The following is a 25,597-nucleotide window of genomic DNA, read 5'->3' as shown; positions in this document are numbered from 1 at the left end:
CGGAACCCACCCGCGTCAGAGCTGGGCCATCGCCTTGCGGATGCGCTTGTCGGAGACGGGGAAACGCGTCCCGAGCTGCTGGGCGAAGAGGCTGACCCGCAGTTCCTCCAGCATCCAGCGGACCTGCCGCGCGGGCTCGTCGTCGCGGCGGGACGGATGCAGGCGGCGCAGCGTCTGGTCGTACTCCCGCGCGAGGACGTCGACCTGGTGCGCGAGCGTCCGGTCGCGGCCGGGGTTCTCGGGGAGCTTGTCGAGCCTGATCTGCAGCGCGCGCAGGTAGCGGGGCAGGTCGGGCAGCCGCGCCCATCCGGTCGCGGTGACGAACCCCGGGTGGACGAGCGCGGTGAGGTTGCCGCGGATCTCGGTCAGCGCCGGGACGAGCGTGAGGCTCGTGGTGCCGCGCAGCCGCCGGTCGGCCTCGTGCGCCTCGGCCAGGATGCGTTCGACCAGCGCGACGATCTGCGCGGTCGCGTCGTGCAGGTCGGCGCGGACGCGGTCGTACAGGGCGCGGAAGCCGTCCTCGTCCCAGGCCGGCCCGCCGGCCTCGGCGATGAGCCGGTCGGCGGCGGCGGTGACGCAGTCGTCGAACAGCGCGGTGACGGAACCGTGCGGGTTGTGGCTGAGCGCGAGCTTGCCCTTGTTGGTGAGGCGGCCGCGGATGAGCTTCACCGGCGACGGCGCGTTCAGCAGGATGAGGCGCCGCGTGCCGAGCCACATGGCGCGGCGCTGCTCCGCCTCCGTCTCGTACATGCGGACGGCGACGCCGTCGCCCTCGTCGGTGAGCGCCGGGTACGCCTTGACGTCGTAGCCCGCCTGCTTCTGCTCGTAGGTGCGGGGCAGCTCCCCGATCGTCCACTCGGTGAGGCCGGAGCGCTCGATGGTGGACGCCGCCTGGGACAGCGTCCCGCGCACCTTGCCCGCCAGGCGGCGTTTCAGCTCGTCCAGGTCGGTGCCCCCGCCGAGCGCGCGGCCCCCTCCGGCGGCGCCGTCGTCCACGACGCGGAACGTGATGCGCAGGTGGGCGGGCAGCCGGGACGGATCCCACGCCTCCCGGGCGACGGGCACGCTCGTCATCGCGGTCAGCTCGCGTTCCAGGGCGTCCAGGAGCGGTTCGCTGCGCGGCGCGACGCGGTCGAGGACCTTGCGGGCGTAGTCGGGCGCCGGGACGAAGTTGACCCGCAGCTGCTTGGGCAGCGACCGGATCAGCTCGGTGAGCAGCTCGGCGCGCAGGCCGGGGACCAGCCACTCGAACCCGTCGGGCCGCACCTGGTTGAGGACCTGGACGGGGACGTGCACGGTCACGCCGTCGGCGTCGGCGCCCGGCTCGAACTGGTAGGTGAGGCGCAGGCGCAGCGCGCCCTGCTTCCACACGTCCGGGTAGTCGGCCTCGCTGACGCCGCCCGCGGTCTCGTTGATGAGCATCGACTTCTCGAACGAGAGCAGGTCCGGGTCCGCCTGCCGGGCCTTCTTCCACCAGGAGTCGAAGTGCCGCCCGGACACGACGTCGTCGGGGACCCGCTCGTCGTAGAAGTCGAAGAGGGTCTCGTCGTCGACGAGGATGTCGCGGCGCCGGGCGCGGTGCTCCAGCTCCTCCACCTCGTCCAGCAGGGCGCGGTTGTCGTGGAAGAACCGGTGGTGGGTCTCCCAGTCGCCTTCGACGAGCGCGTGCCGGATGAACAGCTCGCGGGACAGTCCGGGGTCGATGCGGCCGTAGTTGACGCGGCGGTCGGCGACGATCGGCACGCCGTACAGCGTGACCTTCTCGCGCGCCATGACCGCGGCCTGCCGCTTCGACCAGTGCGGCTCGCTGTAGTTGCGTTTCACCAGGTGCTGCGCGAGCGGTTCGATCCACTCGGGCTCGATCCTGGCGTTGATCCGTCCCCAGAGCCGGGACGTCTCGACCAGCTCGGCCGACATGACCCAGCGCGGCGGCTTCTTGAACAGCGACGACCCGGGGAACACGGCGAACTTCGCGCCGCGCGCGCCGGCGTACTCCTGGCCCCGGCGCTGCTTGTCCTTCTTGTCGGCGTCGGCGAGCCCGATGTGCGACAGGAGGCCCGCGAGCAGCGAGGTGTGGATGCGGTCGGGTGCGGCGTCGGTGGTGTTGAGCGTGACGCCGAGGGACTTGGCGACCTGTTTGAGCTGGCCGTGCAGATCCTGCCATTCGCGGATGCGCAGGAAGTGCAGGAACTCGCTCTTGCACATGCGCCGGAACGCGCTGCCCGACAGCTCCTGCTGCTGCTCGCGCAGGTAGTTCCACAGGTTCAGGTAAGCCAGGAAATCGGACGTGGGGTCGGCGAACCGGCGGTGCCTGTCGTCGGCCGCCTGCTGGTTCTCGGCAGGACGCTCCCGCGGGTCCTGGATCGACAGCGCCGACGCGATGATCAGCACCTCGCGGACGCAGCCGTTCTTGTCGGCCTCTAGGACCATGCGGCCCAGGCGCGGGTCGACGGGCAGCTGGGCGAGGCTGCGGCCGAGCGGGGTGAGCCGCTTGCGGGGGTCCTTCTCGGACGGGTCGATGGCGCCCAGCTCGTGGAGCAGGTCGACGCCCGCCTTGACGTTGCGGCGGTCCGGCGGCTCGACGAACGGGAACGCCGCGATGTCGCCGAGGCCGAGGGCCGTCATCTGCAGGATGACCGACGCGAGGTTCGTGCGCAGGATCTCGGGCTCGGTGAACTCCGGGCGGGACTCGAAGTCCTCCTCGGAGTAGAGCCGGATGCACACGCCGTCGGACACCCGGCCGCAGCGTCCCTTGCGCTGGTTCGCCGACGCCTGGGAGACCGGCTCGATCGGGAGCCGCTGCACCTTCAGGCGGTGGCTGTAGCGGGAGATCCGAGCCGTGCCGGGGTCGACGACGTACTTGATGCCCGGGACGGTCAGCGACGTCTCGGCGACGTTCGTCGCCAGCACCACCCGCCGCCCGCGGTGCGGCTGGAACACCCGGTGCTGCTCGGCGGACGACAGCCGCGCGTACAGCGGCAGGACCTCGGTCGCTCCGCGCTGCCGGGTGAAGTGCTTGGTCAGCGCGTCGGCGGTGTCGCGGATCTCCCGTTCGCCGCTGAGGAACACCAGCACGTCGCCCGGGTCCTCGCGACCCAGTTCGTCCACGGCGTCCACGATCGCCTGGACCTGGTCGCGGTCGGGGTCGGCGGACGGGTCGTCCGGGTCGGCGACGGGCCGGTACCGGACCTCCACCGGATACGTGCGCCCCGACACCTCCACGATCGGCGCGCGACCGCCGCGCCCATCGGGGGACGGTCCCCCGAACCCGCTGAAATGCTCCGCGAACCGCTCCGGGTCGATCGTCGCCGAGGTGATGATCACCTTGAGGTCCGGGCGGCGCGGCAGGATCTCCCTGATGTAGCCGAGCAGGAAGTCGATGTTCAGGCTGCGCTCGTGCGCCTCGTCGATGATCAGCGTGTCGTACTGGCGGAGGAGCCGGTCGTTCTGGATCTCGGCGAGCAGGATTCCGTCGGTCATCAGCTTGACGAGCGTGTCGTCGCCGGCGCGGTCGGTGAAGCGCACCTTGTAGCCGACGGCGTCGCCGAGCTCGGTGCCGAGCTCCTCGGCGATGCGGTCGGCGACCGTGCGGGCGGCGAGCCGGCGCGGCTGGGTGTGCCCGATCGAGCCGAGCACGCCGCGGCCGAGCTCAAGGCAGATCTTGGGGATCTGGGTGGTCTTGCCGGAGCCCGTCTCGCCCGCGACGATCACGACCTGGTGGTCGCGGATCGCGGCGAGGATGTCGTCCTTCTTCTGCGCGACCGGCAGCTGCGCCGGGTAGGTGATCGCGGGCACGGCGAGGCGCCGCCGCGCCACCCGCCGCTCGGCGGCCTCGATGTCGGCGGTGATCTCTTCGGCGACCTTGGCGCGCCGGCCGGCGTCGCGCGTCTTCTGGGCGCCGTCGATCCGGCGGCGCAGCCGGTGCTGATCGCGCAGCATCAGCTCCGGCAGGCGCGCGCGCAGGTCGGCGAGCGGCGATCTCACAGGCGTCCTCATAACCGTCGTCAAGAATAGGATCCCGGGCCGCGCGGCCCGCCCCGCGGGTGCCGAAGCCGCCGGGGCCTGGCGAAGGAGGCGGGTCCGCAATCTTCGCACCGTAACCGCCGCCCGCGACCGCGGCGATCGATTTTCCGCGAGCCCAAGACCGACAACGCCCCGCCGGGGATCGCCATTCCTGGACGTCCCGGCACTTCCGTCCTCTGGACGACGGCTATCGTCCGCGCGGAGGCGCCTTCTCGTGCCCGGTGCGCGGGACGAGGCGGAGCGCGAGCCCCGGGCACATGGCGACGGCGCGTTTCGCATCCGCCTCCAGCCGGGTGGGGATCGGCTCCGCCGGGATGACCGGGTAGTCGTACTCGTCCATCCGGACCGTGCCGCGCAACACGTCGGCGCACAGTCCGTGGCCGTCACAGCGGCTCCAGTCGACCTCCAGGCTCAGCCGCGCATCGGTGCCGGCCGGCAGCACACCGCGGACGGGACGGCCGCATCCGCCGTCGGCCACATGCCGGGCGACGTCGGCCGCGAACACCTCCAACGCGGACAGGATGAACCGCGCGGAGCCGTCGGGGTGCGCGCAGGCGCCGCGCCCGACCACCATCCGCGCGGCGCGGCGGACGGTGTCGCGGGCCGCCGCGGCACCGCGTCCGGTGGCGAGATCCTCGAACGCCCCGGCGACGTCGGGCAGGCCGAGCCGGCACGGGCCGCACTGCCCGGCGGACTCGGCCGCCAGGTAGCGGGCGACACGCGCGCATTCGCCGAGCGGGCAGGTCCCGCGGCCGACCGGCATGACGATCCCCGCGCCGAGCACCCCGCCGGACGCGGTGAGCCCCGCCCGCGACATCCGGGTCCGGGACGCGGTCTCGCCGGTCAGCCAGGCGCCGTGGTAGCCGCCGACCAGCACGCCCTCGCCCGCCCGAGCGCCGCACAGGTCCAGCAGGTGGCCGAGCGGCGCGCCCGCGGGGGTCTCGACGACGGCGGGGAACCGGGCGGAGCCGGTCACGGTCAGCAGCACCGTGCCGGGCTCCTCCGCGGTGCCGAGCGCGGCGTAGCGGCGCGGCCCGAGCCCGGCGAGGACGGCGAGCTGCGCGTAGGTCTCGGCGTTGGACAGCAGGGTGGGCAGGCCGTCCACACCCCGGGTGGAGGCACGGCCCTTGCGTCCGGGCGGGATCGGGCGGCCCCCGTTGATGCCGCGGACGAGGGCGCCGCTCTCGCCGGTGACGAAACGCTCGGGCAGCCGGACGGTCCGGGCGCGGGCGCCGATCCCGCGCTCACCGATCGCCTGCTCCACCGAGCGGGCCGCCTCCTCGTCGGTCACCGCGACGATGATCTCCACGGAGCCGAGGGCGGTCGCGGCCAGCGCGGCGCCGTCCAGGATCAGGTGCGGAGCACGGCGGAGCAGCACCTTGTCCTTGGCGCTGCCGGGCTCGCCCTCGGTGCCGTTGACGACCACGACGGTCCGCTTGCCGCGGCGGACGGCGCTGTCGGCCGTGGCCTCGGCCTTGCGGGCGAACGGGAACGCGGCGCCGCCCCTGCCGTGCAGCCGTCCCGCCTCGCACAGCGCGATGAGCTGCCGGGATGTGAGCGGCCGCGGGACGGGATGCAGGGCACGGTGCGCGTCCCAGCCGAGCCGTCCGGCGCCGTCGAGGCCCTTGGTGAGCCGTGGCGGGCCGATGTGCCGCACCGCGATGCTCGGGCGGGTGTACGTGGTCACCGCGGCCTCCCCGCGCGTCTCCGCAGGAACGGCCGAGCGGCCACGGCCAGCGCCACCCCGGCGAGGCAGATCAGGTAGCCTCCGGTCACCCAGTGCGCGGGGGCGCGGCCGGCCGTCAGCCCGTGCAGGACACCGAAAGGCCACGCCGCGTACGCGGCCAGGTGCAGGACGCGCCACACCCCGGGACGGCGGGCGGTGGCGAACCGGCCCCGCGCGATCCCGCCCGCGAACGCAACGATCATCAGGTAGAACGCGAGCGTTCCGAGCCCGTAGTCGGACACGTGGTGGAGGGACAGGGGAACGAACGCCTGGACCGCCCCCACCCGGTGCCGCGCGAGCTGAGAGGCCAGGTGCAGCAGCAGCATCGCCACGGCGAGGAACGCGGTCGCCCGGTGCACCGCCTGCGCGCGGACCCGGTGGGACGGCGAAAGGATCACCCGGTCGGTGGCCAGAGCCCCGATCATGACGGTCAGCGACAGCGCCACCAGCGTGAAGACCCCACCGTAGAAGTCGAGGAAGGACCCGATGGCGCGCAGTTCCGGCAGGAGCACGCCGGACGAGATCCCGAGCGCGAGCAGGATCGCCCCGGTTCCGGCGCCCGCCGCGGCGACGATGACCCGACGGGGCATCCCGGCCCGGCTTCGCCGCGCCCCGCCCGACGGCGTGCTCTCGGTGAAGCCGCCCGGTCCGATGAGGAACGCACTCGTCCCCTCGTGGGCCGGGCCGTCCGGCGCCCCACGGTTCCGTTCCATCGTGCCTCCTCGCCCAACTGCGCGTGCCCGACGGGTACGACGCGTGGTGAGGGACCAGGAGTTCGGTGACACCGGCATTCCGTTCGCGTCCGGCCTCCCGGAACGCTCTGCCGCCGTAGACGCGGCCGGGGGTGCGGCGATCCTCTCCGCGCGGGTTCCGCGGCGACGCGCGGTGGGAAGATCACGGGAAGGGCGTCTGGGAGGTGTACATGCGACAGCTGCTCACCCGCCGGCAGCGCGAGTTCCTGGCCCTCGCGGAGGACCTCGCCGGGCCGTTCGCCGAACGGGCGGCGGCGCACGACGAGGAGAACACCTTCCCGCACGAGAACTTCGCCGACCTGCGCGCGGCGGGCCTGCTGCGGCTGTCGGTCCCGGCGGAGCTCGGCGGGCTGGGCGCCACGCTCCCGGAGATCCTGCCGGTGCTCGAACGGCTCGCGGCGGCGGACGGGTCGACGGCCCTGGCGGCGGCCATGCACATCTCGCCGCTCGGGCAGTGGGGCGCGATCTGGCGGCGGACGGGCGACCCCCGGCTGGAGTGGTTCCTGCGGGAGGCGGCGGACGACCGGCTGATCTGGGCGTCGGTCACCAGCGAGATCGGCACGCCCGACTTCCTCACCGACGCCCGCACCCGCGCCGAGCGGGCCGAGGGCGGCTACCGGCTCACCGGGCGCAAGAACTTCGCGACCAACACCGAGATCGCCACGCACTGCTCGATGACGGCCCGCTACGAGGACCCCGCCCGCGGCCCCCGCGTGATGATCTTCCGGCTGCCGCTCGACTCCCCCGGGCTGACCGTCCTGCGGACGTGGAACACGCTCGGGATGCGCGGCACGCAGAGCAACGACGTCGAACTGGACGGCGTGTTCGTCCCCGACGACGCGCTCGTCCACTCGCTGCCCGTCGGGCATTTCGACGCGACCGTCCTGCGGACCGTGTTCTCCTGGGCGATGCCCGCGTTCGGGGCCGTCTACAGCGGCGTCGCGCTCGGCGCGCTGGAGTACGTGATCGCGCACGTCGAGCGCGCCGGCGGGCAGGACGATCCGCGCGTGCGTGACGCGGTCGCCGAGTGCGAGGCGCTGCTGGAGACGTCGCGCGCCCTGCTGTACCGGCACGCCGACGAGGTCCTCGGCGGGCGGCTCGCCGAGGAGTGCACCGTCCAGGAGGGGCTGGCCCGCTGCGCGCTGGTGAAGAACGTGTGCACGGGCAACGCGATCACGATCGTGCAGCGGCTGGCGGGTGTGCTGGGCGGCGCGGGGTTCACGCGCGCCGCCCCGTTCGAGCGGATGTGGCGGGACGTCCAGGCCGGGCGGATCATGCCGTTCGGCGAGCAGGCCGCGGCCGACCTGATCGGGGCCACCGCGTTCGGCGTCGCGCTGGCCCCGGAGTCGGGGCCCGGTCAGCCGGCGCCGTAGACGGGCTCGGGGGCCGGGGCCTTCCCGAGCAGGCCCGTGACGACCTCGCCGACCTCGGCCGGGTCCCACTTCGCGCCTTTGTCGGCGGCGGGTCCGTGCCGGAAGGCGTCCATCACGCAGATCTTGCCGCCCTCGGCCTCGAAGACCCGTCCGGTCACGTCCCGCGACTGCGCGGACCCGAGCCACACGACGAGCGGGGAGACGTTCTCCGGCGCCATGGCGTCGAACTCGCCCTCCGCCGGGGCGGCCATCGTCTGCGCGAAGACCTCCTCGGTCATCCGGGTGCGGGCGGCGGGCGCGATCGCGTTGACCGTCACCCCGTAGCGGCCGAGTTCGGCGGACGCGACGAGCGTCAGGCCGACGATGCCGGCCTTGGCCGCGGAGTAGTTGCCCTGGCCGACGCTGCCGAGCAGGCCCGCGCCGGACGAGGTGTTGACGACCCGGGCGTCGACCGGGCGGCCCGCCTTGCTCTCGGCGCGCCAGTACCGCCCGGCGTGCTTGAGCGGCAGGAAGTGGCCCTTGAGGTGGACGCGCATGACGGCGTCCCACTCGTCCTCGCCGAGGTTGACCAGCATGCGGTCGCGCAGGAACCCGGCGTTGTTGACGAGGGTGTCCAGCCGCCCGAACGCGCCGGTCGCCGCGGCGACCAGCGCGGCGGCGCCGGCGTCGGTGGCGATGTCGTCGGTGCTGGCGACGGCCCGCCCGCCGAGCGCCTCGATCTCCCGGACGACGTCGTGGGCGGGCCCCTCGGAGGCGTCGCCGGTGCCGTCCCGCGCGACGCCGAGGTCGTTCACGACGACGAGGGCGCCCTGCCGGGCGAACTCCAGGGCGTGGGCGCGGCCGAGCCCGCGCCCGGCGCCGGTGACGGCGACCACCCGGTCCTTGCAGATCATCGCGACTCCTTCTGTCTCACGCTTGTTCGGGGTTCACGGCTTGTTGGCACTGGCGGCGTCCAGGAAGGCGGGGCGCTCTCCCCCGCCGTGCAGCAGCATCGACGACCCGGTGACGTAGGACGCGAGGTCGGAGGCGAGGAACACGCAGGCGGCGCCGACGTCGTACGGATCGGCGAGGCGGCCGAGCGGGACGGTCCGCTCCACCGCTTCGATGCCCGCCTCGTCCCCGTAGTGCAGGTGGGACGACTCGGTGCGGACCATGCCGACCGTCACGGAGTTGACGCGGATGTGCGGCGCCCACTCGACGGCCAGGGACGTGGTGAGGCTCTGCAGGCCGGCCTTCGCGGCGCCGTAGGCGGCGGTGCCGGGCGACGGCCGCTGCCCGCTCACGCTGCCGATGTTCACGACCGAGCCGCCTCCGCCCTCCAGCATCAGCGGCCGCAGCGCCCGCGCCATGATCAGCGCCGAGGTCAGGTTCAACTCGATGATCTTGAGATGGGTGCGCAGCTCACCGTCGGCGAGCGGCAGGAACGGGGCGCCGCCCGCGTTGTTGACCAGGATGTCGGCGCGGTCCAGCCCGTCCGCGAACGCCTGCGCGGCGGCCGGGTCGCGGGCGTCCAGCGAGACGAACCTCGCCGTCCGGCCGCCCGCCTCCGGGAGCGACCGCGGCTCGCGCCGGGCCACCGCGACGACGTCGGCGCCCGCGTCCAGGAGGGCGCGGCTGATCCCGGCGCCGACCCCCCGCACACCGCCGGTGACCACGGCGGTCTTGCCGCCCAGATCGAGCGTCAGTGACATCGCGTCTCCCGTGGCATCGCGCCTCCCCTGTCCGCCTCTGCTACCTTCTGTTCTAACAAATGTTTGGTGGAAAGGTAGCGCATGGGAGTCTCCACCACGACCCTGGACGGGGTCGCCGAGATCGTCGTGGACGCTCCGCCGGTCAACGCCCTGACCGTCGCGGGCTGGTACGAGCTGGCCGACGCGGTCCTCGCGGCGGGCCGCGACCCGGGGGTCGGCGCCGTCGTGCTCCGGGCCGAGGGCCGCGGTTTCAACGCGGGCGTCGACATCAAGGAGATGCAGAACACCGAGGGCCACGCCGCCCTGGTGGGCGCCAACCGCGGCTGCTACGCCGCGTTCGCCGCCGTCTACGACTGCGAGGTCCCGGTCGTCGCCGCCGTCCACGGCTTCTGCCTCGGCGGCGGGGTCGGCCTCGTGGGCAACGCCGACATCGTCGTCGCCTCGCAGGACGCCTACTTCGGCCTCCCCGAGGTCGACCGGGGCGCGCTCGGCGCAGCCACCCACCTGGCGCGGCTCGTCCCGCAGCACCTGATGCGCGCGATGGTCTACACGTGCCGCAACGTCACGGCGGACGAGCTGCACCGCCACGGCTCGGTGCTGGAGGTCGTCCAGGCGGACGGGCTGCGCGCCAAGGCCATGGAGGTCGCCGCGAACATCGCCGCCAAGGACCGGTACGTCATCCGGCGCGCCAAGGAGTCCCTGAACGGCATCGACCCGATCGACGTGAAGCGCAGCTACCGCTACGAGCAGGGCTTCACGTTCGAGCTCAACCTCGTCGGCGCCGGTGACGAGCACCGCGACGCCTTCGTCGCCAAGGGGGCGAAGTGAGCAAGGTTCTCTCCATCGAGGAGGTCGCCGGGTCGCTGGAGAGCGGCATGACGATCGGGATCGGCGGCTGGGGCTCGCGGCGCAAGCCGATGGCGCTCGTCCGGGCGATCCTCCGCTCCCCCGTGACCGACCTCACCGTGGTCGCCTACGGCGGGCCGGACGTGGGGCTGCTGTGCGCCGCGGGCAAGATCCGGCGGCTGGTCACCGCGTTCGTGACGATGGACACGGTGCCGCTGGAGCCGCACTTCCGGCAGGCGCGCCAGTCCGGGTCGATCGAGCTGACCGAGTACGACGAGGGCATGTTCATGTTCGGGCTGTACGCGGCGGCGCACCGGCTGCCGTTCCTGCCCACCCCGGTCGGCCTCGGCTCTGACGTGCTGCGGGTCAACCCGGAGCTGAAGACGATCCGGTCGCCGTACGAGGACGGGCGGGAACTCGTCGCCGTCCCGGCCCTGACGATGGACGTCGCGCTCGTCCACATGAACCGCGCCGACGCCCGCGGCAACGCCCAGTACCTCGGCCCGGACCCGTACATGGACGACCTGTTCGCCAAGGCGGCGGACCGGACGTACGTGTCGTGCGAGCGGCTCGTCGACACCGCCGACTTCGCCAAGGAGGGGCCGATGCAGTCCCTCCTGATCAGCCGATCGCACGTGACGGGCGTGGTGGAGACGCCGAACGGGGCGCACTTCACCGACTGCACACCCGACTCCGGGCGGGACGAGGCGTTCCAGAAGTTCTACGCGCAGTCGGCGGCCGACCCGGACAAGTGGGCGGCGTTCCAGGACCGTTTCCTGTCCGGCGACGAGGCCGCCTACCGGGACGCCGTCCGGGTCTGGCAGGAGGAATCCCGATGAGCACGACGAGCACCACCACGGGCACCACCACGGGCACCGTCACGCGGGCCGAGGTCTGCGCGGCCGCGTGCGCCGACCTGTTCCGCGGCGACGGCGAGATCGTCGCGGCGGCGGTCGCCGGGTTCGTGCCGATGCTGGGGTCCCGGCTGGCGCGGGCCACGTTCGAGCCGGACCTGCTGACCACCGACGGCGGCCCGGCGCTGAGCGCCGAACCCGTCCCGCTCGGTGCGGCGGCGGCGACGGCCGAGGGCTGGCTGCCGTTCCGCGACCACCTGTGGCTCGTCCTCAACGGGCGGCGGCACGTGGTGATGGGGCCGAGCCAGATCGACGCGCACGGCAACACCAACATCTCGTGCATCGGCGACTGGGAGCGCCCGGCGCGGCAGCTCCTCGGCGTGCGCGGCGGGCCGGGCAACACGCTGCTGAACACGACGAGCTACTGGGTGCCGAAGCATTCGACACGCGTGTTCACCGAGAAGGTCGACATGGTGAGCGGCGTCGGCTGGGACCGGGGCGCGCACGAGATCCGCGCCGTGGTGAGCAACCTCGCGGTGCTCGACTTCGACACCCCCGGCAGGCGGATGCGGCTCCGGTCCGTGCATCCGGGCGTGACCGTCGACGACGTCGTGGCCGCCACGGGCTTCGAACTGGTCGTGCCGGACGAGGTGCCGGAGACACGGCTGCCGGATGACGAGGAGCTGCGGGTCATGCGCGAGGTGCTCGACCCGAAGGGGCTGCGCGAAAGGGAAGTCCCAGCATGAGCGGAGCGAACCGGGGGGAGCGGGGGGTCGTCCCCCCGCAAGATGCAGGCATGAGCGAAGCGAACCGGGGGGAGCGGGAGGCCGTTCCCTCGCAGGATGCAGGCGCGAGCGAGCAGGTGCTCGACACGCCGTTGACGCGGCTGACCGGCGTGCGGCACCCGGTCGTCCAGACGGGCATGGGGTGGGTGGCCGGCCCGCGGCTCGTCACCGCCGTCGCGAACGCCGGGGGCCTCGGGATCCTCGCGTCGGCGACGATGACGCTCGACCAGCTCGCCGACGCGATCCACGACGTCAAGGACCGCACCGAGGCGCCGTTCGGCGTCAACCTGCGCGCCGACGCCGGCGACGCGGGCGACCGCATCGACCTCCTGATCAAGGAGGGCGTGAAGGTCGCCTCGTTCGCGCTCGCGCCGAAGAAGGAGCTGATCGCCAAGCTGAAGGACGCCGGGCTCGTGGTGATCCCGTCGGTCGGCGCCCGGCGGCACGCGGAGAAGGTCGCGGGCTGGGGCGCCGACGCCGTCCTGGTGCAGGGCGGCGAGGGCGGCGGGCACACGGGTCCCGTGGCCACGACGCTGCTGCTGCCGCAGGTCGTGGACGCGGTGGACATCCCGGTGATCGCCGCCGGCGGCTTCTTCGACGGACGCGGCCTCGCCGCCGCGCTGGCCTACGGGGCGGCGGGCGTCGCGATGGGCACCCGGTTCCTGCTGACGTCCGACAGCTCCGTGCCGGACGCGGTCAAGCGGGTGTACCTGGAGACCGGCGAGACGGTGGTGACCCGCCAGGTGGACGGGATGCCGCACCGGGTGCTTCGCAGCGAGCTTGTCGACACCCTGGAGGGTTCGGGCCGCGTCGGCGGGCTGGTGCGGGCGCTGCGCAACGGCGCCCGGTTCAAGAAGCTGTCCGGGATGTCGTGGCGCGAGATGATCGCCGACGGGAAGGCGATGAAGCACGGCAAGGACCTGTCGTGGTCGCAGGTCCTCATGGCCGCGAACACGCCGATGCTGCTGAAGGCGGCCATGGTGGACGGCCGTCCCGATCTCGGCGTGATGGCGTCCGGCCAGGTCGTCGGCGTCATCGACGACCTGCCGGGGTGCGGTGAGCTGATCGAGGGGATCGTGAAGCAGGCGGCGGAGGCGATCGCCGCCCAGAGTTCGTACCTGACGCGGGTCCGCACCTGACGCGGCCGGCGGAGTGATCCGGGGCCGGGTCAGGAAATGCGGGCGACCCCGCCGAGGTAGGTGGCCCTGGAGAAGTCGTGGTCTCCGCCGCCGTCCGGCCGCCAGTCCTCGACCGGCGCAAGGCCGGGCGGCAGCAGGTCGGCCCCGGCGAACAGCGCGCCGATCTGCGCGCGGCTGCGCAGCGTGAAGTTCCCCGCCGTGGTGCGGCTGTAGACGCCGTCGACCTCCGCGAGCTCGTCGTCGTGTCCCTCTCCCGGGAACACGTGCGAGATGACCAGGTGGCTGCCGGGCGCCAGGCTCGTGCACAGCCGCCCGGCGATCCGCACGGCCTCCGCGTCGTCGGAGACGAACTGCAGGATGGCGCACATGATCAGGGCGACGGGCTGGTCGAAGTCGATCCTGGCGCGCAGCACCGGGTCGGCGAGCAGCGCCTCCGGGTCGCGCAGGTCGCCCTCCAGAACCACGGTCTGCGGGTTGTCGGCGAGCAGCGCCCGCGCGTGGACGAGCACGATCGGATCGTTGTCGACGTAGGCGATCTGCGCGTCGGGGGCGTCGCGCAGTACGACCTGGTGCACGTTCTCCTGGGTGGGCAGCCCGGTGCCGATGTCGACGAACTGACGGATGCCGAGGCCGGTCAGCATTCCCACGGCGCGGCCGAGGAAGGCGCGGTTGGCTCGGGCCGCCAGCCGGACGTCGTTGCCGACCTCCCTGCTGATGGCGATGACCTTGTCCGCGGCCTCCCGGTCGGAGAGGTAGTTGTCCTTGCCGCCCAGGTAGTAGTCGTACATCCGCGCGACGCTCGGAACACTCGGGTCGATGCCCGAGGGCACCTGCTCGTCACTGCTCACATGCCCACCTTTTCTGTTCAGGAAAATCGAACCACAGAAAAGCCGTTTCCGATCATATTTCCGATCAGGAGTCCGTCTCCGGCCGCCGCAGGCCGGCGATGACGGCGGTCAGCGTCAGTAGCGTCCGCCGACGGGCGCCGGGACGCCGTCCAGTTCGGCCAGGTCGGCCTCCGTGAGGTCCAGGGCGGCGGCGCCCGCGTTGTCGTGCAGGTAGCGCCGCTTCTTGGTGCCGGGGATCGGGATGACGTGCTCGCCCTGCGCCAGCGTCCAGGCGATGGCGACCTGCGCCGGAGTGGCGCCGTGCCGCTCGGCGACCGCCTTGACGACGTCGACGATGCGCAGGTTGGCCTTCAGCGCCTCCCGCTGGAAGCGCGGGTTGCCGCCCCTGAAGTCGGTGTCCTCGAAGTCGGCGGACGTGACCGTCCCGGTGAGGAAGCCCCGGCCGAGCGGCGAGAACGGCACGAACGCGGCGCCGTTGGCGGCGCACCAGCCGACCACGTCCCCCGGCCCCTCTCCGCCGGAGGCGTCGCCGGGCAGGGTGCCCGCGAGTCCGCCGGGCGCGCCCAGCGGGTCGCGGGTCCACAGCGACAGCTCCGACTGGACGGCCGCGACCGGGTGGATCGCATGCGCCTCGGCGGCCTGCGCCGCACCGACCTCCGACAGCCCGAGCCTCCGGACCTTGCCCTCGGCGACCAGTTCGGCCATCGCGCCCCACGTGTCGGCCAGCGGCACGTCCGGGTCGACCCGGTGCAGGTAGTACAGGTCGATCACGTCCGTGCCGAGGCGGCGCAGGCTGTCCTCGGCGGACGCCTTGGCGTGCTCGGGCGTTCCCCGCCGGACGATCCTCCTGGTCGTCAGGCTGTCGACGACCAGTCCCGTCTTGGTGGCGACGACCGCCTCGTCCCGGCGTCCCCCCAGCGCCCGGCCGACGAGCGCCTCGTTGTGGCCATCACCGTAGGGCTGCGCGGTGTCCAGGAACGTGACGCCGAGGTCGAGGGCCTCGCGGATCAGCGCGACCGACGCCTCGTCGTCCCGTTCCGACTCGGTGTAGGCCCAGCTCATCCCCATGCAGCCGAGCCCGACCGCACCGACCGGCGTCCCCGCGAACTCACGCGTCCTCATGTGCTGCCCTTTCCTTCGAGGTGTGTTCTCAGTCCTGCGCCGTGGCCAGGCGGTAGGGGCCGGCGACGGCCGCGACGAGGCCGCCGTCCACGATGAGGTCCTGCCCGTTGACGTAGCCGGCGTCCGCCGAGGCGAGGAACGCGACGACGCCCGCCAACTCCTCGGACGTGCCGATCCGGCCGGACGCGACCTGCGCGCGGAGCGCGTCCGTCTCGTCCTCGGGTACGGCGCCCCGGAACATCGGCGTGTCGATGTACCCGGGGCTGACCGAGTTGACGCGGATTCCCTTCGGGCCGAACTCGGCGGCGAGGGTACGGGTCAGGCTCTGCACGGCGGCCTTCGTCGCCGAGTACACCGAGCCGATCGGCAGTCCGCGGTGCATCGTCCACGACGCGTTGATGACGACCGCGGCATCCGCGGCCAGCAACGGCAGCGCCTTCTGGACGGTGAAGAAGACGCCCTTGAAGTTGACGTCCACGGCGTGGTCGAAGTCGGCCTCGGTCATCTCGGCGGCCGGGCCGAACATGCCGATCCCCGCGTTCGCGAAGACGGCGTCCAGCCGGCCGTGCCGGTCCCGCACGGTCTCCATGAGCGCGTCCAGGTCCGGCAGGCTCGCCGCGTCGGCGCGGACCGCGAGGAGCCGGTCACCGCCGTCCAGTTCCTTGGCCGCGGCGTCGAGGCGTGCCCGGTCGCGTCCGGTGACGACGACCGACGCGCCCTCGTCCAGCAGCCGCCGGGCGGTGGCCAGGCCCATCCCGCTCGTTCCGCCGGTGATCAGTGCGACCTTGTCGTTGAAGCGCGAGTTCTGTGTCATGCCGTTGATCGTCCCGGCCTTTCCGGGAGGGCGGCAGAGTCCGCTCATCATGGGTCTGCCACCACCACCCTCGCGGATCAGCCGGCGGCGGCCAGGCCGCGCCGGGCCGTGAGGCGTTCGAGGCGCTCCCAGGTGCCCGTCTCCGGCCGCGGGTTGAACAGGACGAGTTCCCGGCCGGGGAGGTCGGCGAGGAGCAGCACCGTCGAGTCGAAGATCATCTCGCCGGCGTCCGGGTGCCGGACCGCCTTGACGGCCTGTGTCCGCGCGCTGACCTCGTGGCGGCCCCACAGCTCCGCGAACTCCGGGCTGACGGTCAGCAGGTCCTCGGCGATCCGGGCGAACTCGGGGTCGCCCGGGTAGCGGGCGGCGTCGGCGCGGAACCGTCCCACGACGTCGGACGCCACCGCCTCCCAGTGAATGTGCAGCGCCCGGTAGCGGACGCTGGTGAAGAACGTGACCAGGCAGTTGTGGTCGGTGTCGCCGTACCCGAACACCTCGCGGGCGGCGTCGTTGACCGCGATGAGGTTCCAGTGCCGCTCGCGGATGTAGGCCGGGCGCGGCGACCAGGCGTCCAGGAGCCGCCGGTGCTCCGGGGCGACGGGGACGGCCGGGCCCGCCTCCGCCCGCGGCGGGTTGAGGCCGGCCAGCAGGTACAGGTGCTCGCGCTCCGCGGCGTCCAGCCGCAGGGCGCGGCCGATCGCGTCCAGCACGTCGCCGGACACCGTGATGTCGCGGCCCTGCTCCAGCCACGTGTACCAGGACACCCCGACGCCGGCGAGCACTGCGACCTCCTCGCGGCGCAGGCCGGGCGTCCGGCGCCGTCCCCCGGCGGGCATGCCGACGTCGGCGGGGGTCAGCCGGGCGCGGCGGGTCCGCAGGAAGTCGCGCAGCTCGCCGCGGCGGCCGAGGGCCGGGCCGGGCGTCGGGGCGGGGGTCGGGCTTGCCATGCCCACCACGATATCCGCCGCCCCCGGCCGTCATGATCGTCGGCCGCGGTCAGTCCTCCAGGAGACGGCGGCCGATGATCATCTTCTGGATGTCGGCGGTGCCCTCGCCGATCAGCAGCATCGGGGCCTCGCGGTAGAGGCGCTCGATCTCGTACTCGGTGGAGTAGGCGTAGCCGCCGTGGATGCGGAACGCGTCCTCCACGACCTCCTTGCAGTACTCGCCGGCGAGGTACTTCGCCATGCCCGCCTCCAGGTCGTTGCGCTCGCCGGAGTCCTTGCGGCGCGCCGCCATCACCACCATCTGGTGCGCGGCCTCGATCTTGGTGGCCATCTCCGCGAGGCGGAACAGCACGGCCTGGTGCTCGGCGATGGGCCTGCCGAACGTCTCGCGCTGCCGCGCGTAGCCGATCGCCAGCTCGTAGGCGCGTTTCGCGACGCCGCACGCCCGCGCGGCGACGTTCACGCGGCCGACCTCGACGCCGTCCATCATCTGGTAAAAGCCGCGGCCGGGCTTCCCGCCGAGGATCTGCGCGGACGGGACGCGGTGAGAGTCGAAGAGCAGCTCGGTGGTGTCGATGCCCTTGTAGCCCAGCTTCGCGATCTTGCCGGGGACGGTGAGGCCGGGCGCGACCTCGCCGAAGCCGGGGGTCTTGTCGATGAGGAACGTGGTCATGCCGCGGTGGCCCGCGTCCGGGTCCGTCTTGACGAGGGTGGCGACGAGGTTGGCCGAGGCGCCGTTCGTCAGCCACATCTTCCGGCCGTCGATGACGTGGTGGTCGCCGTCCGGGACGGCGCGGGTCGTGATGGCCGAGACGTCCGAGCCGCAGCCGGGCTCCGACATCGAGAACGCGCCCCTGATCTCCCCGGTCGCCATCTTCGGCAGGTAGTGCGCCTTCTGCTCGGCGGTGCCGTGCTGAGTGATCATCCAGGCGACGATGAAGTGGGTGTTGATGATGCCGGACACGCTCATCCAGCCCCGCGCCAGCTCCTCGACCGCCAGCGCGTAGGTCAGCAGCGACTCGCCGAGCCCGCCGTGCTCCTCGCCGATCATCAGGCCGAAGAGCCCGAGGTCCTTCATGCCGTCCACGATCGCCTGCGGGTACTCGTCGGCGCGCTCCAGTTCGGCCGCGACAGGAATGATCTCCTTCTCGGCGAACGCGCGCACGGTCGCGATGATCTCCCGTTGCTCGTCCGTCAGCCCGTGGGTCTGCTGCAGCCTGCTCACGTTGCGTTCCTCCAAGATGTCAGCGGCCTTCGAAGCGTGGTGGGCGGCGCTCGGCGAACGCGGCGCGGCCCTCGGCGAAGTCGGCGGTGCCGAACAGAGCGGCCTGCTCCTCGCGTTCGGACTCCAGCAGCCGCTTCAGGCTGTGCTCGTTGCGCGCCAGCAGCCGCTTGGCGGCGGCGACCGAGAGCGGGGCGAGCGCGGCGGCCTCGGCCGCGAGCGCCAGGGCGGCGTCCAGAGCCCCGCCGGGCGGGGCGAGGGAGTCGGCGAGCCCGATCTCGCAGGCGCGGCGCGCGGGCACGGTCCGGCCGAACACGAGCATCTCCTTGGCGCGTCCCATCCCGACGCGCTGCGGAAGCGTCCACAGCAGCCCGCCGTCCGCGACGAGGCCGACCTTGCCGAACGCGGCGACGAAGCGGGCGTCCTCGGCGGCGACCACGTGGTCGCAGACGGCGGCGAGGGAGACGCCGAGCCCGGCGGCGGCGCCCTCGACGGCCGCGACCACGGGCGTCCCGCAGGTCGCGATGAGCCGGACGGCCTTGTGCACGGGCGCGAGCCTGGCGCGGACGGCGTCCGGCCCGGCGCCCTCCATCGACCGCACGTCGCCGCCCGCCGAGAACGTCCCGCCCGCACCCGTCAGCACGATCGCGCGGACGCCCGGGTCGCCGGTGGCGCGCTGGAGCTCCTCCAGGAGCCGCTCGCGCATCGGGACGTCGACCGCGTTGCGCGCCTCGGGCCGGTTGAGCGTCAGCACGCGGATCGCGCCGTGGTCCGCCACCGCGACCACGCCGGTGCGTGACGCTTCGGAGTCCCCGTCCATCGAACCTCCTGGGAATTTTTTATACGATATGGGAGACGGCGGAGGGAAGTGAAGGGGGTACCCGCCCGTCACCCGGGCCGGCCGTCCCAGAAGCCCTGCCCCTCCAGGTGCACGACGAGCAGCGTGCCCGCGTGCCGGATGTGGGCGCGCATCGCCTGCCGCGCGGCGTCCGCGTCCCCGGCCCGGAGCGCGGCGAGGACGAGGTGGTGGTCGTCGACCGACGCCTGGCTCCAGCCCTGGATGCTGGAGTAGAAGCGGCGCGGCGCGTACCGCACCACGAGCCGCAGCAGCCAGGCCGTCTTGGGCGAGTCGGCGCACAGATTGATGACGCGGTGGAACTGGTGGTTGGCGCGCTCGATGGCCTCGGAGTCCTTGGCCTTGGAGGCCTGTTCCAGCAGCGTCTGCGTCCGGTCGAGCGACTCCAACTCCGCCTCGGTGACCTTCTCGGCGGCGCGGGCGGCCAGCTCGCCTGCGAAGTAGGCCTGCGCCTCGAACAGGTCCTGGACGTCCTGCCGGGTCAGCGGTGCGGGCATGAACCCGCGGCGCGGCTCCAGGGTGACGAACCCCTCGCCGCGCAGCGACAGCAGGGCCTCCCGGACGGGGGTGACGCTGATCCCGAGGTCTTCGGCGATCCGCTCCAGGCGGAGGAACTCCCCGTGCCCGACCTGGCCCGACATGATGAGCTCGCGCACGTAGGCGGCCACCTCGTCGCTCAGCTGGCGGCGCCTGCCGAGGGCCTGGTCACCGGAAAGTGCCACTGTCATCGTCTCCTGTGCACCCCTGCGGTGCGCCTGTGCGGTGTGTTTGCGGTGTGCTGCCGCCGCGTCACATTATGGACGGCCGCGGCTCCGCCGCCGTTGACACCGCGCGTTTTCAAATCAAATATATGAAATAGTCTTCGGAGGCACCAGTGCGGGAGGAGAGCGGCATCCGTGTTCACGCTCAGTGACGAGGAGCGCGCCATCGTCGAGGTCGTCGCGGACTTCGTCGACAAGGAGGTCCGCCCGGTCGCCCGGGATCTGGAGCACGCGGGAACCTACCCCGCGCACCTCATCGACCGCATGAAGGAACTCGGCGTGTACGGGCTCGCCGTCCCCGAGCCGTACGGCGACGTGAGCGTGTCCAAGGCGTGCTACGCGCTGGTCACCGAGGAGCTGGCGCGCGGATGGATGACCCTCGCCGGGGCGTTCGGCGGGCACACGGTCGTCTCGCACCTGCTCGCCGTGTACGGCACCGAGGAGCAGAAGGCCCGCTTCCTGCCCCGGATGGCGACCGGGGAGCTGCGCGCCACGATGGCGCTCACCGAGCCGTCCGGCGGCTCCGACCTGCAAGCGATGAGCACGGCCGCGCGGCGGGACGGCGACCGGTACGTCGTCGACGGCGCCAAGATGTGGATCACCAACGCGCGCAGGTCGGGGCTGATCGCGCTGATGTGCAAGACCGATCCGGACGCCTCGCCGCGCCATCGGGGCATCAGCATCCTGCTGGTCGAGAAGGGGCCCGGCCTGACCGTTTCCCGCGACCTGCCCAAGCTCGGCTACAAGGGCGTGGAGAGCTGCGAGCTGTCGTTCGACGGCTACGAGGCGCCCCTTGACGCGCTGCTCGGGGGCGAGGAGGGACGCGGCTTCGCCCAGATGATGCGGGGCCTGGAGGTTGGCCGCATCCAGGTCGCGGCGCGCGCGCTGGGCGTGGGACGCGCCGCCTTGGAGGACTCCCTGCGCTACGCCCAGGAGCGGGAGGCGTTCGGCAAGCCGATCTGGCAGCACCAGTCCATCGGCAACTACCTCGCCGACATGGCCACCCAGCTGCGGGCGGCGCGGCTGCTCACCCTCGACGCCGCGGCGCGCCTCGACGCCGGTGAGCGGTGCGACATGGAGGCCGGGATGGCCAAGCTCTACGCGTCCGAGGCGGCCATGCAGATCGCGCTGAACGCGGTCCGCATCCACGGCGCGGCCGGCTACTCCACCGAGTTCGACATCGAACGGTACTTCCGCGACGCCCCGCTCATGATCGTCGGTGAGGGGACGAACGAGATCCAGCGCAACGTGATCGTCAAGCAGCTGATCGGGCGGAACCGCATCTGAGCCGGGCGCTCCGGCTCACGGCCGCGCGGCGGGGTCCTCGCCGGCGCGGATCCAGTCGAAGGTCCGTTCCACGGCGCGCTTCCAGTTGTCGTACTCGGCGGCGCGCCGCTGCGGCTCCATCGCCGGGACCCACCGGGCCGCGCGGTGCCAGTTGCGGCGCAGCCCTTCGAGCCCGGCCCAGTAGCCGACGGCGAGCCCGGCGGCGTAGGCGGCGCCGAGCGAGACCGTCTCGACCACCATCGGCCGCGCGACCGGCACGTTCAGCATGTCGGCGACCATCTGCATGACGAGGTTGTCGGACGTCATGCCGCCGTCGGCCTTCAGTTCCCTGAGCGACAGCCCGGAGTCGGCGTTCATCGCGTCCACCACCTCGCGGGTCTGCCAGCCGGTCGCCTCCAGCACCGCCCGCGCCAGGTGCCCCTTGGTGATGTAGGAGGTCAGGCCGACGATGATGCCGCGGGCCTCGCTGTGCCAGTGCGGGGCGAACAGCCCGGAGAACGCCGGGACGATGTAGCAGCCGCCGTTGTCGTCGACCGACCGGGCCAGCGTCTCGATCTCCGGCGCGGTGGTGATCAGCCCGAGCCCGTCCCGGAACCACTGCACCAGGGCGCCGGTGATCGCGATCGAGCCCTCCAAGGCGTACACGGCGGGCTCGTCGCCGATCTTGTATCCGACGGTGGTGAGCAGCCCGTTGTCCGACCGCACCGGCGTGGTGCCGGTGTTCATCAGCAGGAACGCGCCCGTCCCGTAGGTGCACTTGGTCTCGCCCGGCGCGAAGCACGTCTGCCCGAACAGGGCGGCCTGCTGGTCGCCGAGGGCCGCGCCGACGCGGACGCCGGGGAACACCCGGCGGGCCGTCCCGTAGGTCTCGGTGGACGACCTGATCTCCGGCAGCATCGCCTTCGGGACGCCGAAGAAGTCGAGCAGGCCGTCGTCCCAGCTCAGCGTGTGCAGGTCCATCAGCAGCGTGCGGCTGGCGTTGGTGACGTCGGTGACGTGGACGCCGCCGTCGACGCCGCCGCTGAGATTCCAGATCAGCCAGCTCTCCATCGTGCCGAACAGGACCTCGCCGCGTTCGGCGCGTTCGCGCAGGCCGGGCGTGTGGTCGAGCAGCCAGCGGATGCGCGGCGCCGAGAAGTAGGTGGCCAGCGGCAGCCCGCTGCGCTCGGTGACGACCGCGGCGCCGGGGGCGCGGGCCAACTCGTCCACGAGCGCGCCGGTCCGCATGTCCTGCCAGACGATGGCGCGGCCGATCGGGACGCCGGTCAGCCGGTCCCACAGGACGGTCGTCTCGCGCTGGTTGGCGATCCCCACGGCCGCGATCTGGCTCGTGGACGCCCCGGCCTGGGCGAGCGCCTCGGGCGCGATGCGTTCGAGGTTGCGCCAGATCTCCATGGGGTCGTGCTCGACCCAGCCCGGTCTCGGGAAGTGCTGCCGGTGCTCGCGCTGCGCGACCGACACCAGCCGGCCGCCGTGGTCGAACAGGATGCACCGGGTCGAGGTCGTGCCCTGGTCGATCGACATCACAAAGCGTTCGGTCACGTTCGGCCCTCTCCCCCTGGACGCGCGCCCCCTCGAACCGGTGCCGCCGGTGCCGGCGGCCGGGCGTCACCAGCGGGAGCCGCCGAGGTCCCGGGAGACCGCGCGGGCCGCGTCGCGCACGAACGCCACGAGCCTCGGCTCCGGGACGCGGCGGGCGTCGCAGATCCGCTCGACCGCGCCGGAGATGCCGATGGCCCCGACGACCAGTCCCCCGTACCCGCGGATCGGCGCGGCGATGCCCGCCTCGCCGATGGACAGCTCCTCGGTCTCGGCGGCCCACCCGTTCTCCCGGACGCGGGTGGCGGCCCGTGCGAGTTCTCTCGGATCGGTGATAGTCCGCCGGCAGTAGGACTCCAGGACGGTGTCGCGGATGGACGCCGCGGCGTTGGCGTCGTGGGCGAGCAGCGCCTTGCCGAGCGCGGTGGCGTGCAGCGGGAGCAGCGAGCCGACGTCCATGGCCTGGAGCGTGTCGTCCGGGCGGAACACGTGGTGGACGACCAGGACCTGGCCTTCCAGGAGGGTCCCGATGCGGACGGCCTCGCCGCTGCGGGACGCCAGCGCGTCGGCCCAGTTGATGGCGCGTGACCGCAGCTCGTTGACGTCCAGGTAGCTGGTGCCGAGATGCAGCAGCGCGGCGCCGAGCTGGTACTTGCCGGTGCCGCCGTCCTGCTCGACGAAGCCGACGCGTTCCAGGGTCCGCAGGATGCCGTGGGCGGTGCCGCGGGCGAGGCCCAGGGACGTGGCCACCTCGCCGACGCCGAGCCGGCCCGAACTCGCGGCGAGCAGGCGCAGGATCGCGGCGGCCCGCTCGATCGATTGCACAGGTCCGGGCATGAATCCGATGCTAGTTCTCGCGGCAGGGTGCCGACAATGTCGGCAGCCGCCGCGATCACCGTCCTCTGCGCCCCGAACTGCCCGGATTCTGTGATCTGGTGCACAGGGGGGAGGGTAACCGCCGCCGGGCCATGGCGAAAGTGTTCGACATTGTCGGCACCGTCCCGTTGTGCGGCTTTCCGGGCCGACTTAGCGTCCTGCCCAGCCTCGAAGGGGCTCGCATCCACCCGGAGTCACTTCACCCAGCACCACCCCACCCCAGCACCACCCCACCCCTGCACCACCGGGAGCGCTCATGGCGGAACGACCCAGAATCCCCACGCTCGCCGGCGAGCTCGCAGCCGAGTTCGCCGGCACCCTGATCCTCATCCTGTTCGGCGTCGGCGTCGTCGCGCAGGTCGCCGGCGCCGAACTCGGCGACCACGACAGCATCGCCTGGGCCTGGGGCCTCGGCGTCACGCTCGGCGTCTACGTCGCCGCCCGCATCAGCGGCGCCCACCTGAACCCGGCCGTGACCATCGCCCTCGCCGTGTTCAAGGACTTCGCCTGGCGCAAGACCGCGCCCTACATCGCCGCGCAGACCGCGGGGGCGTTCGTCGCGGCGCTGATCGTCCGCTGGAACTACAGCGAGATCCTGGCCAAGGTCGACCCCGGTCACACCATCAAGACGCAGGGGGTCTTCTCGACCCTGCCGGGCAACGGCGCCCTCCCGGTCGGCACCTGGGGCGCGTTCCGCGACCAGGTGATCGGCACCGCCATCCTGCTCTTCCTGATCAAGGTCCTCACCGACGCGCGCAACTCGCCGCCGCTGGCCAACCTCGCACCGTTCATGATCGGCCTCGTGGTGGTGGCGATCGGGATGGCGTTCGGCTCCGCCGCCGGGTACGCGATCAACCCGGCCCGCGACTTCGGCCCGCGGCTCGCCTCGTTCCTCACCGGCTACGGCGGCGCGTGGCGGGACCAGTACGGCGACCTGTACTTCTGGGTGCCGATCATCGCGCCGCTCATCGGCGGTGTGCTCGGCGCCGGCCTCTACAAGGTGCTCATCGGGCGGTTCCTGCCGTCCGAGGACGTGCCCGCCCAGGTCCCCGCGAAGCCCGAGCCCGAGTACGAGGCGGCGTGAGCCCGTCCCGTCCCCGTCCGCCCGTCCATCCAGGAGAACCCACGCATGGCTGACTTCGTCGGAGCGCTCGACCAGGGCACCACGAGCACCCGCTTCATGATCTTCGATCACGGCGGCAACGAGATCGCCCGCCACCAGCTCGAACACGAGCAGATCCTGCCGCAGGCGGGCTGGGTGGAGCACAACCCCACCGAAATCTGGGAGCGGACCCGCGCCGTCATCCAGTCGACCCTCAACAAGGCCGATCTCGGCCACACCGACCTGGCCGCTCTCGGCATCACCAACCAGCGCGAGACGACCGTGGTGTGGAACCGGCGGACCGGCCGCCCGTACTACAACGCGATCGTCTGGCAGGACACCCGCACCGACCGCATCGCCGCCGCGCTGGAGCGGGACGGCAAGGGGGACGTCATCCGGCGCAAGGCCGGGCTCCCTCCGGCCACGTACTTCTCCGGCGGCAAGATCCAGTGGATCCTGGAGAACGTCGACGGCGTCCGTGAGGCGGCCGAGAACGGCGACGCCGTCTTCGGCACGACCGACAGCTGGGTGCTGTGGAACCTCACGGGCGGGACGGACGGGGGCGTGCACGTCACCGACCCGACCAACGCCAGCCGCACCATGCTGATGGACCTGGAGACCCTCGACTGGGACGACGAACTCCTGTCGTTCTTCGGCATCCCGCGCCGGATGCTGCCGCAGATCAGGCCGTCCTCCGCGTCCGGCGGCTACGGCCTGACGCGTCCGGACGGCCCGCTCGGCGGCGAGGTCGCGCTGACCGCCGCGCTCGGCGACCAGCAGGCGGCGACGGTCGGGCAGGTGTGCTTCGCGCCCGGCGAGGCCAAGAACACCTACGGCACCGGCAACTTCCTCCTGCTCAACACCGGCAACGAACTCGTCCGCTCCTCGCAGGGGCTTCTGACGACGGTGTGCTACCAGTTCGGCCAGGAGAAGCCGGTCTACGCGCTGGAGGGGTCGATCGCGGTGACGGGGTCGGCGGTGCAGTGGCTGCGCGACCAGCTCGGCATCATCTCCGGCGCCGCGCAGAGCGAGGC

22 protein-coding genes are annotated in these 25,597 nt (G+C 72.6%); 8 read left to right on the top strand and 14 right to left on the bottom strand.

The features are described 5' to 3' along the window. Positions 1 to 15: 15 nt before the first annotated feature. The 3 genes from hrpA to AB0C35_RS40880 all read right to left on the bottom strand — a co-directional run bounded on the left by hrpA (position 16) and on the right by AB0C35_RS40880 (position 6,462). The gene (hrpA, locus tag AB0C35_RS40890) at positions 16 to 3,996 is read right to left on the bottom strand and encodes an ATP-dependent RNA helicase HrpA (protein ID WP_358468218.1); all 3,981 of its coding nucleotides are present in this window, start codon (positions 3,994 to 3,996) and stop codon (positions 16 to 18) included. A gap of 214 nt (positions 3,997 to 4,210) precedes the next feature. After that, positions 4,211 to 5,710, bottom strand: a complete 1,500-nt coding sequence (locus AB0C35_RS40885) for an NADH-ubiquinone oxidoreductase-F iron-sulfur binding region domain-containing protein (RefSeq protein WP_358468215.1) — start codon at positions 5,708 to 5,710, stop codon at positions 4,211 to 4,213. Next, positions 5,707 to 6,462: a hypothetical protein gene (locus AB0C35_RS40880; RefSeq protein WP_358468212.1), complete on the bottom strand. Its 756-nt coding sequence runs from the start codon at positions 6,460 to 6,462 to the stop codon at positions 5,707 to 5,709. Before AB0C35_RS40880 ends, AB0C35_RS40885 begins: the two co-directional genes overlap by 4 nt. A gap of 209 nt (positions 6,463 to 6,671) precedes the next feature. On the opposite strand from AB0C35_RS40880, the gene AB0C35_RS40875 reads away from it, so the two are divergent. Then, a complete protein-coding gene (locus AB0C35_RS40875; RefSeq protein WP_358468209.1) occupies positions 6,672 to 7,874 on the top strand; it encodes an acyl-CoA dehydrogenase family protein in 1,203 nt (400 codons plus the stop codon). On the opposite strand, the gene AB0C35_RS40870 is transcribed toward AB0C35_RS40875, so the two are convergent. Together AB0C35_RS40870 and AB0C35_RS40865 are read right to left on the bottom strand one after the other, a co-directional pair. After that, on the bottom strand, positions 7,859 to 8,767 hold the full coding sequence (locus AB0C35_RS40870; RefSeq protein ID WP_358468206.1) for an SDR family oxidoreductase: 909 nt from the start codon (positions 8,765 to 8,767) through the stop codon (positions 7,859 to 7,861). The genes AB0C35_RS40875 and AB0C35_RS40870 overlap by 16 nt on opposite strands. 33 nt (positions 8,768 to 8,800) lie before the next feature. Next, a complete protein-coding gene (locus AB0C35_RS40865) occupies positions 8,801 to 9,565 on the bottom strand; it encodes an SDR family oxidoreductase (RefSeq protein WP_358468204.1) in 765 nt (254 codons plus the stop codon). Positions 9,566 to 9,646: 81 nt separating this feature from the next. Here AB0C35_RS40865 and AB0C35_RS40860 point away from each other — a divergent pair, with 81 nt between their 5' ends. From AB0C35_RS40860 to AB0C35_RS40845, 4 genes are read left to right on the top strand one after another with little or no spacing between them, the layout of a single operon-like run. After that, positions 9,647 to 10,393 (top strand): enoyl-CoA hydratase family protein, encoded by a 747-nt coding sequence (locus AB0C35_RS40860; protein ID WP_358468201.1) that lies wholly within the window; start codon positions 9,647 to 9,649, stop codon positions 10,391 to 10,393. Then, the gene (locus AB0C35_RS40855) at positions 10,390 to 11,250 is read left to right on the top strand and encodes a CoA-transferase (protein WP_358468199.1); all 861 of its coding nucleotides are present in this window, start codon (positions 10,390 to 10,392) and stop codon (positions 11,248 to 11,250) included. The genes AB0C35_RS40860 and AB0C35_RS40855 overlap by 4 nt, the downstream gene beginning before the upstream one ends. Further along, positions 11,247 to 12,011: a CoA-transferase gene (locus AB0C35_RS40850; protein ID WP_358468196.1), complete on the top strand. Its 765-nt coding sequence runs from the start codon at positions 11,247 to 11,249 to the stop codon at positions 12,009 to 12,011. Before AB0C35_RS40855 ends, AB0C35_RS40850 begins: the two co-directional genes overlap by 4 nt. 50 nt (positions 12,012 to 12,061) lie before the next feature. Beyond that, complete coding sequence (locus AB0C35_RS40845; RefSeq protein ID WP_358468193.1) at positions 12,062 to 13,189, top strand: nitronate monooxygenase; 1,128 nt, start codon at positions 12,062 to 12,064, stop codon at positions 13,187 to 13,189. A gap of 29 nt (positions 13,190 to 13,218) precedes the next feature. Here AB0C35_RS40845 and AB0C35_RS40840 read toward each other — a convergent pair whose 3' ends face one another. From AB0C35_RS40840 to AB0C35_RS40810, 7 genes are all read right to left on the bottom strand, one after another. Further along, entirely contained in the window at positions 13,219 to 14,037 is an 819-nt protein-coding gene (locus tag AB0C35_RS40840; protein ID WP_358468190.1) for an SAM-dependent methyltransferase, read from the bottom strand. Between the two features lie 114 nt (positions 14,038 to 14,151). After that, a complete protein-coding gene (locus AB0C35_RS40835; protein WP_358468187.1) occupies positions 14,152 to 15,159 on the bottom strand; it encodes an aldo/keto reductase in 1,008 nt (335 codons plus the stop codon). Between the two features lie 28 nt (positions 15,160 to 15,187). Then, complete coding sequence (locus tag AB0C35_RS40830) at positions 15,188 to 15,973, bottom strand: SDR family oxidoreductase (protein ID WP_358468184.1); 786 nt, start codon at positions 15,971 to 15,973, stop codon at positions 15,188 to 15,190. A 77-nt stretch (positions 15,974 to 16,050) separates the two neighbouring features. After that, entirely contained in the window at positions 16,051 to 16,920 is an 870-nt protein-coding gene (locus AB0C35_RS40825) for a helix-turn-helix transcriptional regulator (protein ID WP_358468181.1), read from the bottom strand. A gap of 49 nt (positions 16,921 to 16,969) precedes the next feature. Further along, positions 16,970 to 18,145, bottom strand: coding sequence for an acyl-CoA dehydrogenase family protein (locus tag AB0C35_RS40820; protein WP_358468178.1), 1,176 nt, complete (start codon positions 18,143 to 18,145; stop codon positions 16,970 to 16,972). A 19-nt stretch (positions 18,146 to 18,164) separates the two neighbouring features. Then, the gene (locus AB0C35_RS40815; protein WP_358468175.1) at positions 18,165 to 18,962 is read right to left on the bottom strand and encodes an enoyl-CoA hydratase/isomerase family protein; all 798 of its coding nucleotides are present in this window, start codon (positions 18,960 to 18,962) and stop codon (positions 18,165 to 18,167) included. A 68-nt stretch (positions 18,963 to 19,030) separates the two neighbouring features. Next, positions 19,031 to 19,726 carry a GntR family transcriptional regulator gene (locus AB0C35_RS40810; protein WP_358468172.1) on the bottom strand — a complete coding sequence of 232 codons (696 nt, stop codon included), beginning with the start codon at positions 19,724 to 19,726 and terminating at the stop codon, positions 19,031 to 19,033. 168 nt (positions 19,727 to 19,894) lie between these two features. On the opposite strand from AB0C35_RS40810, the gene AB0C35_RS40805 reads away from it, so the two are divergent. Continuing rightward, the gene (locus AB0C35_RS40805; RefSeq protein WP_358468170.1) at positions 19,895 to 21,046 is read left to right on the top strand and encodes an acyl-CoA dehydrogenase family protein; all 1,152 of its coding nucleotides are present in this window, start codon (positions 19,895 to 19,897) and stop codon (positions 21,044 to 21,046) included. A 15-nt stretch (positions 21,047 to 21,061) separates the two neighbouring features. Here AB0C35_RS40805 and glpK (AB0C35_RS40800) read toward each other — a convergent pair whose 3' ends face one another. Together glpK (AB0C35_RS40800) and AB0C35_RS40795 are read right to left on the bottom strand one after the other, a co-directional pair. Then, positions 21,062 to 22,588, bottom strand: coding sequence for a glycerol kinase GlpK (gene glpK / locus AB0C35_RS40800; RefSeq protein ID WP_358468167.1), 1,527 nt, complete (start codon positions 22,586 to 22,588; stop codon positions 21,062 to 21,064). A 66-nt stretch (positions 22,589 to 22,654) separates the two neighbouring features. After that, entirely contained in the window at positions 22,655 to 23,422 is a 768-nt protein-coding gene (locus tag AB0C35_RS40795; protein ID WP_358468164.1) for an IclR family transcriptional regulator, read from the bottom strand. Between the two features lie 295 nt (positions 23,423 to 23,717). Between AB0C35_RS40795 and AB0C35_RS40790 the strand changes: the two genes are divergently transcribed. Further along, entirely contained in the window at positions 23,718 to 24,545 is an 828-nt protein-coding gene (locus AB0C35_RS40790) for an MIP/aquaporin family protein (protein ID WP_358468161.1), read from the top strand. Between the two features lie 45 nt (positions 24,546 to 24,590). After that, positions 24,591 to 25,597 (top strand): glycerol kinase GlpK (gene glpK, locus AB0C35_RS40785; RefSeq protein ID WP_358468158.1); only part of this gene is annotated, 1,007 nt, incomplete at its 3' end.

This window comes from Spirillospora sp. NPDC048819, from assembly GCF_040650055.1.
Lineage (GTDB): Bacteria > Actinomycetota > Actinomycetes > Streptosporangiales > Streptosporangiaceae > Spirillospora.
This window is presented reverse-complemented; position numbering and strand designations above follow the sequence as displayed.

Excerpts from the sequence above, each read along its gene's own strand:
- AB0C35_RS40875 (WP_358468209.1), top strand. The coding sequence starts at position 6,672 with ATGCGACAGCTGCTCACCCGCCGGCAGCGCGAGTTCCTGGCCCTCGCG.
- AB0C35_RS40880 (WP_358468212.1), bottom strand. The coding sequence starts at position 6,462 with ATGGAACGGAACCGTGGGGCGCCGGACGGCCCGGCCCACGAGGGGACG.
- AB0C35_RS40810 (WP_358468172.1), bottom strand. The coding sequence starts at position 19,726 with ATGACAGTGGCACTTTCCGGTGACCAGGCCCTCGGCAGGCGCCGCCAG.
- AB0C35_RS40865 (WP_358468204.1), bottom strand. The coding sequence starts at position 9,565 with ATGTCACTGACGCTCGATCTGGGCGGCAAGACCGCCGTGGTCACCGGC.
- hrpA (WP_358468218.1), bottom strand. The coding sequence starts at position 3,996 with ATGAGGACGCCTGTGAGATCGCCGCTCGCCGACCTGCGCGCGCGCCTG.
- AB0C35_RS40860 (WP_358468201.1), top strand. The coding sequence starts at position 9,647 with ATGGGAGTCTCCACCACGACCCTGGACGGGGTCGCCGAGATCGTCGTG.
- AB0C35_RS40815 (WP_358468175.1), bottom strand. The coding sequence starts at position 18,962 with ATGGACGGGGACTCCGAAGCGTCACGCACCGGCGTGGTCGCGGTGGCG.
- AB0C35_RS40870 (WP_358468206.1), bottom strand. The coding sequence starts at position 8,767 with ATGATCTGCAAGGACCGGGTGGTCGCCGTCACCGGCGCCGGGCGCGGG.
- AB0C35_RS40790 (WP_358468161.1), top strand. The coding sequence starts at position 23,718 with ATGGCGGAACGACCCAGAATCCCCACGCTCGCCGGCGAGCTCGCAGCC.
- AB0C35_RS40835 (WP_358468187.1), bottom strand. The coding sequence starts at position 15,159 with ATGAGGACGCGTGAGTTCGCGGGGACGCCGGTCGGTGCGGTCGGGCTC.
- AB0C35_RS40830 (WP_358468184.1), bottom strand. The coding sequence starts at position 15,973 with ATGACACAGAACTCGCGCTTCAACGACAAGGTCGCACTGATCACCGGC.
- AB0C35_RS40845 (WP_358468193.1), top strand. The coding sequence starts at position 12,062 with ATGAGCGAAGCGAACCGGGGGGAGCGGGAGGCCGTTCCCTCGCAGGAT.
- AB0C35_RS40825 (WP_358468181.1), bottom strand. The coding sequence starts at position 16,920 with ATGGCAAGCCCGACCCCCGCCCCGACGCCCGGCCCGGCCCTCGGCCGC.
- AB0C35_RS40850 (WP_358468196.1), top strand. The coding sequence starts at position 11,247 with ATGAGCACGACGAGCACCACCACGGGCACCACCACGGGCACCGTCACG.
- AB0C35_RS40795 (WP_358468164.1), bottom strand. The coding sequence starts at position 23,422 with ATGCCCGGACCTGTGCAATCGATCGAGCGGGCCGCCGCGATCCTGCGC.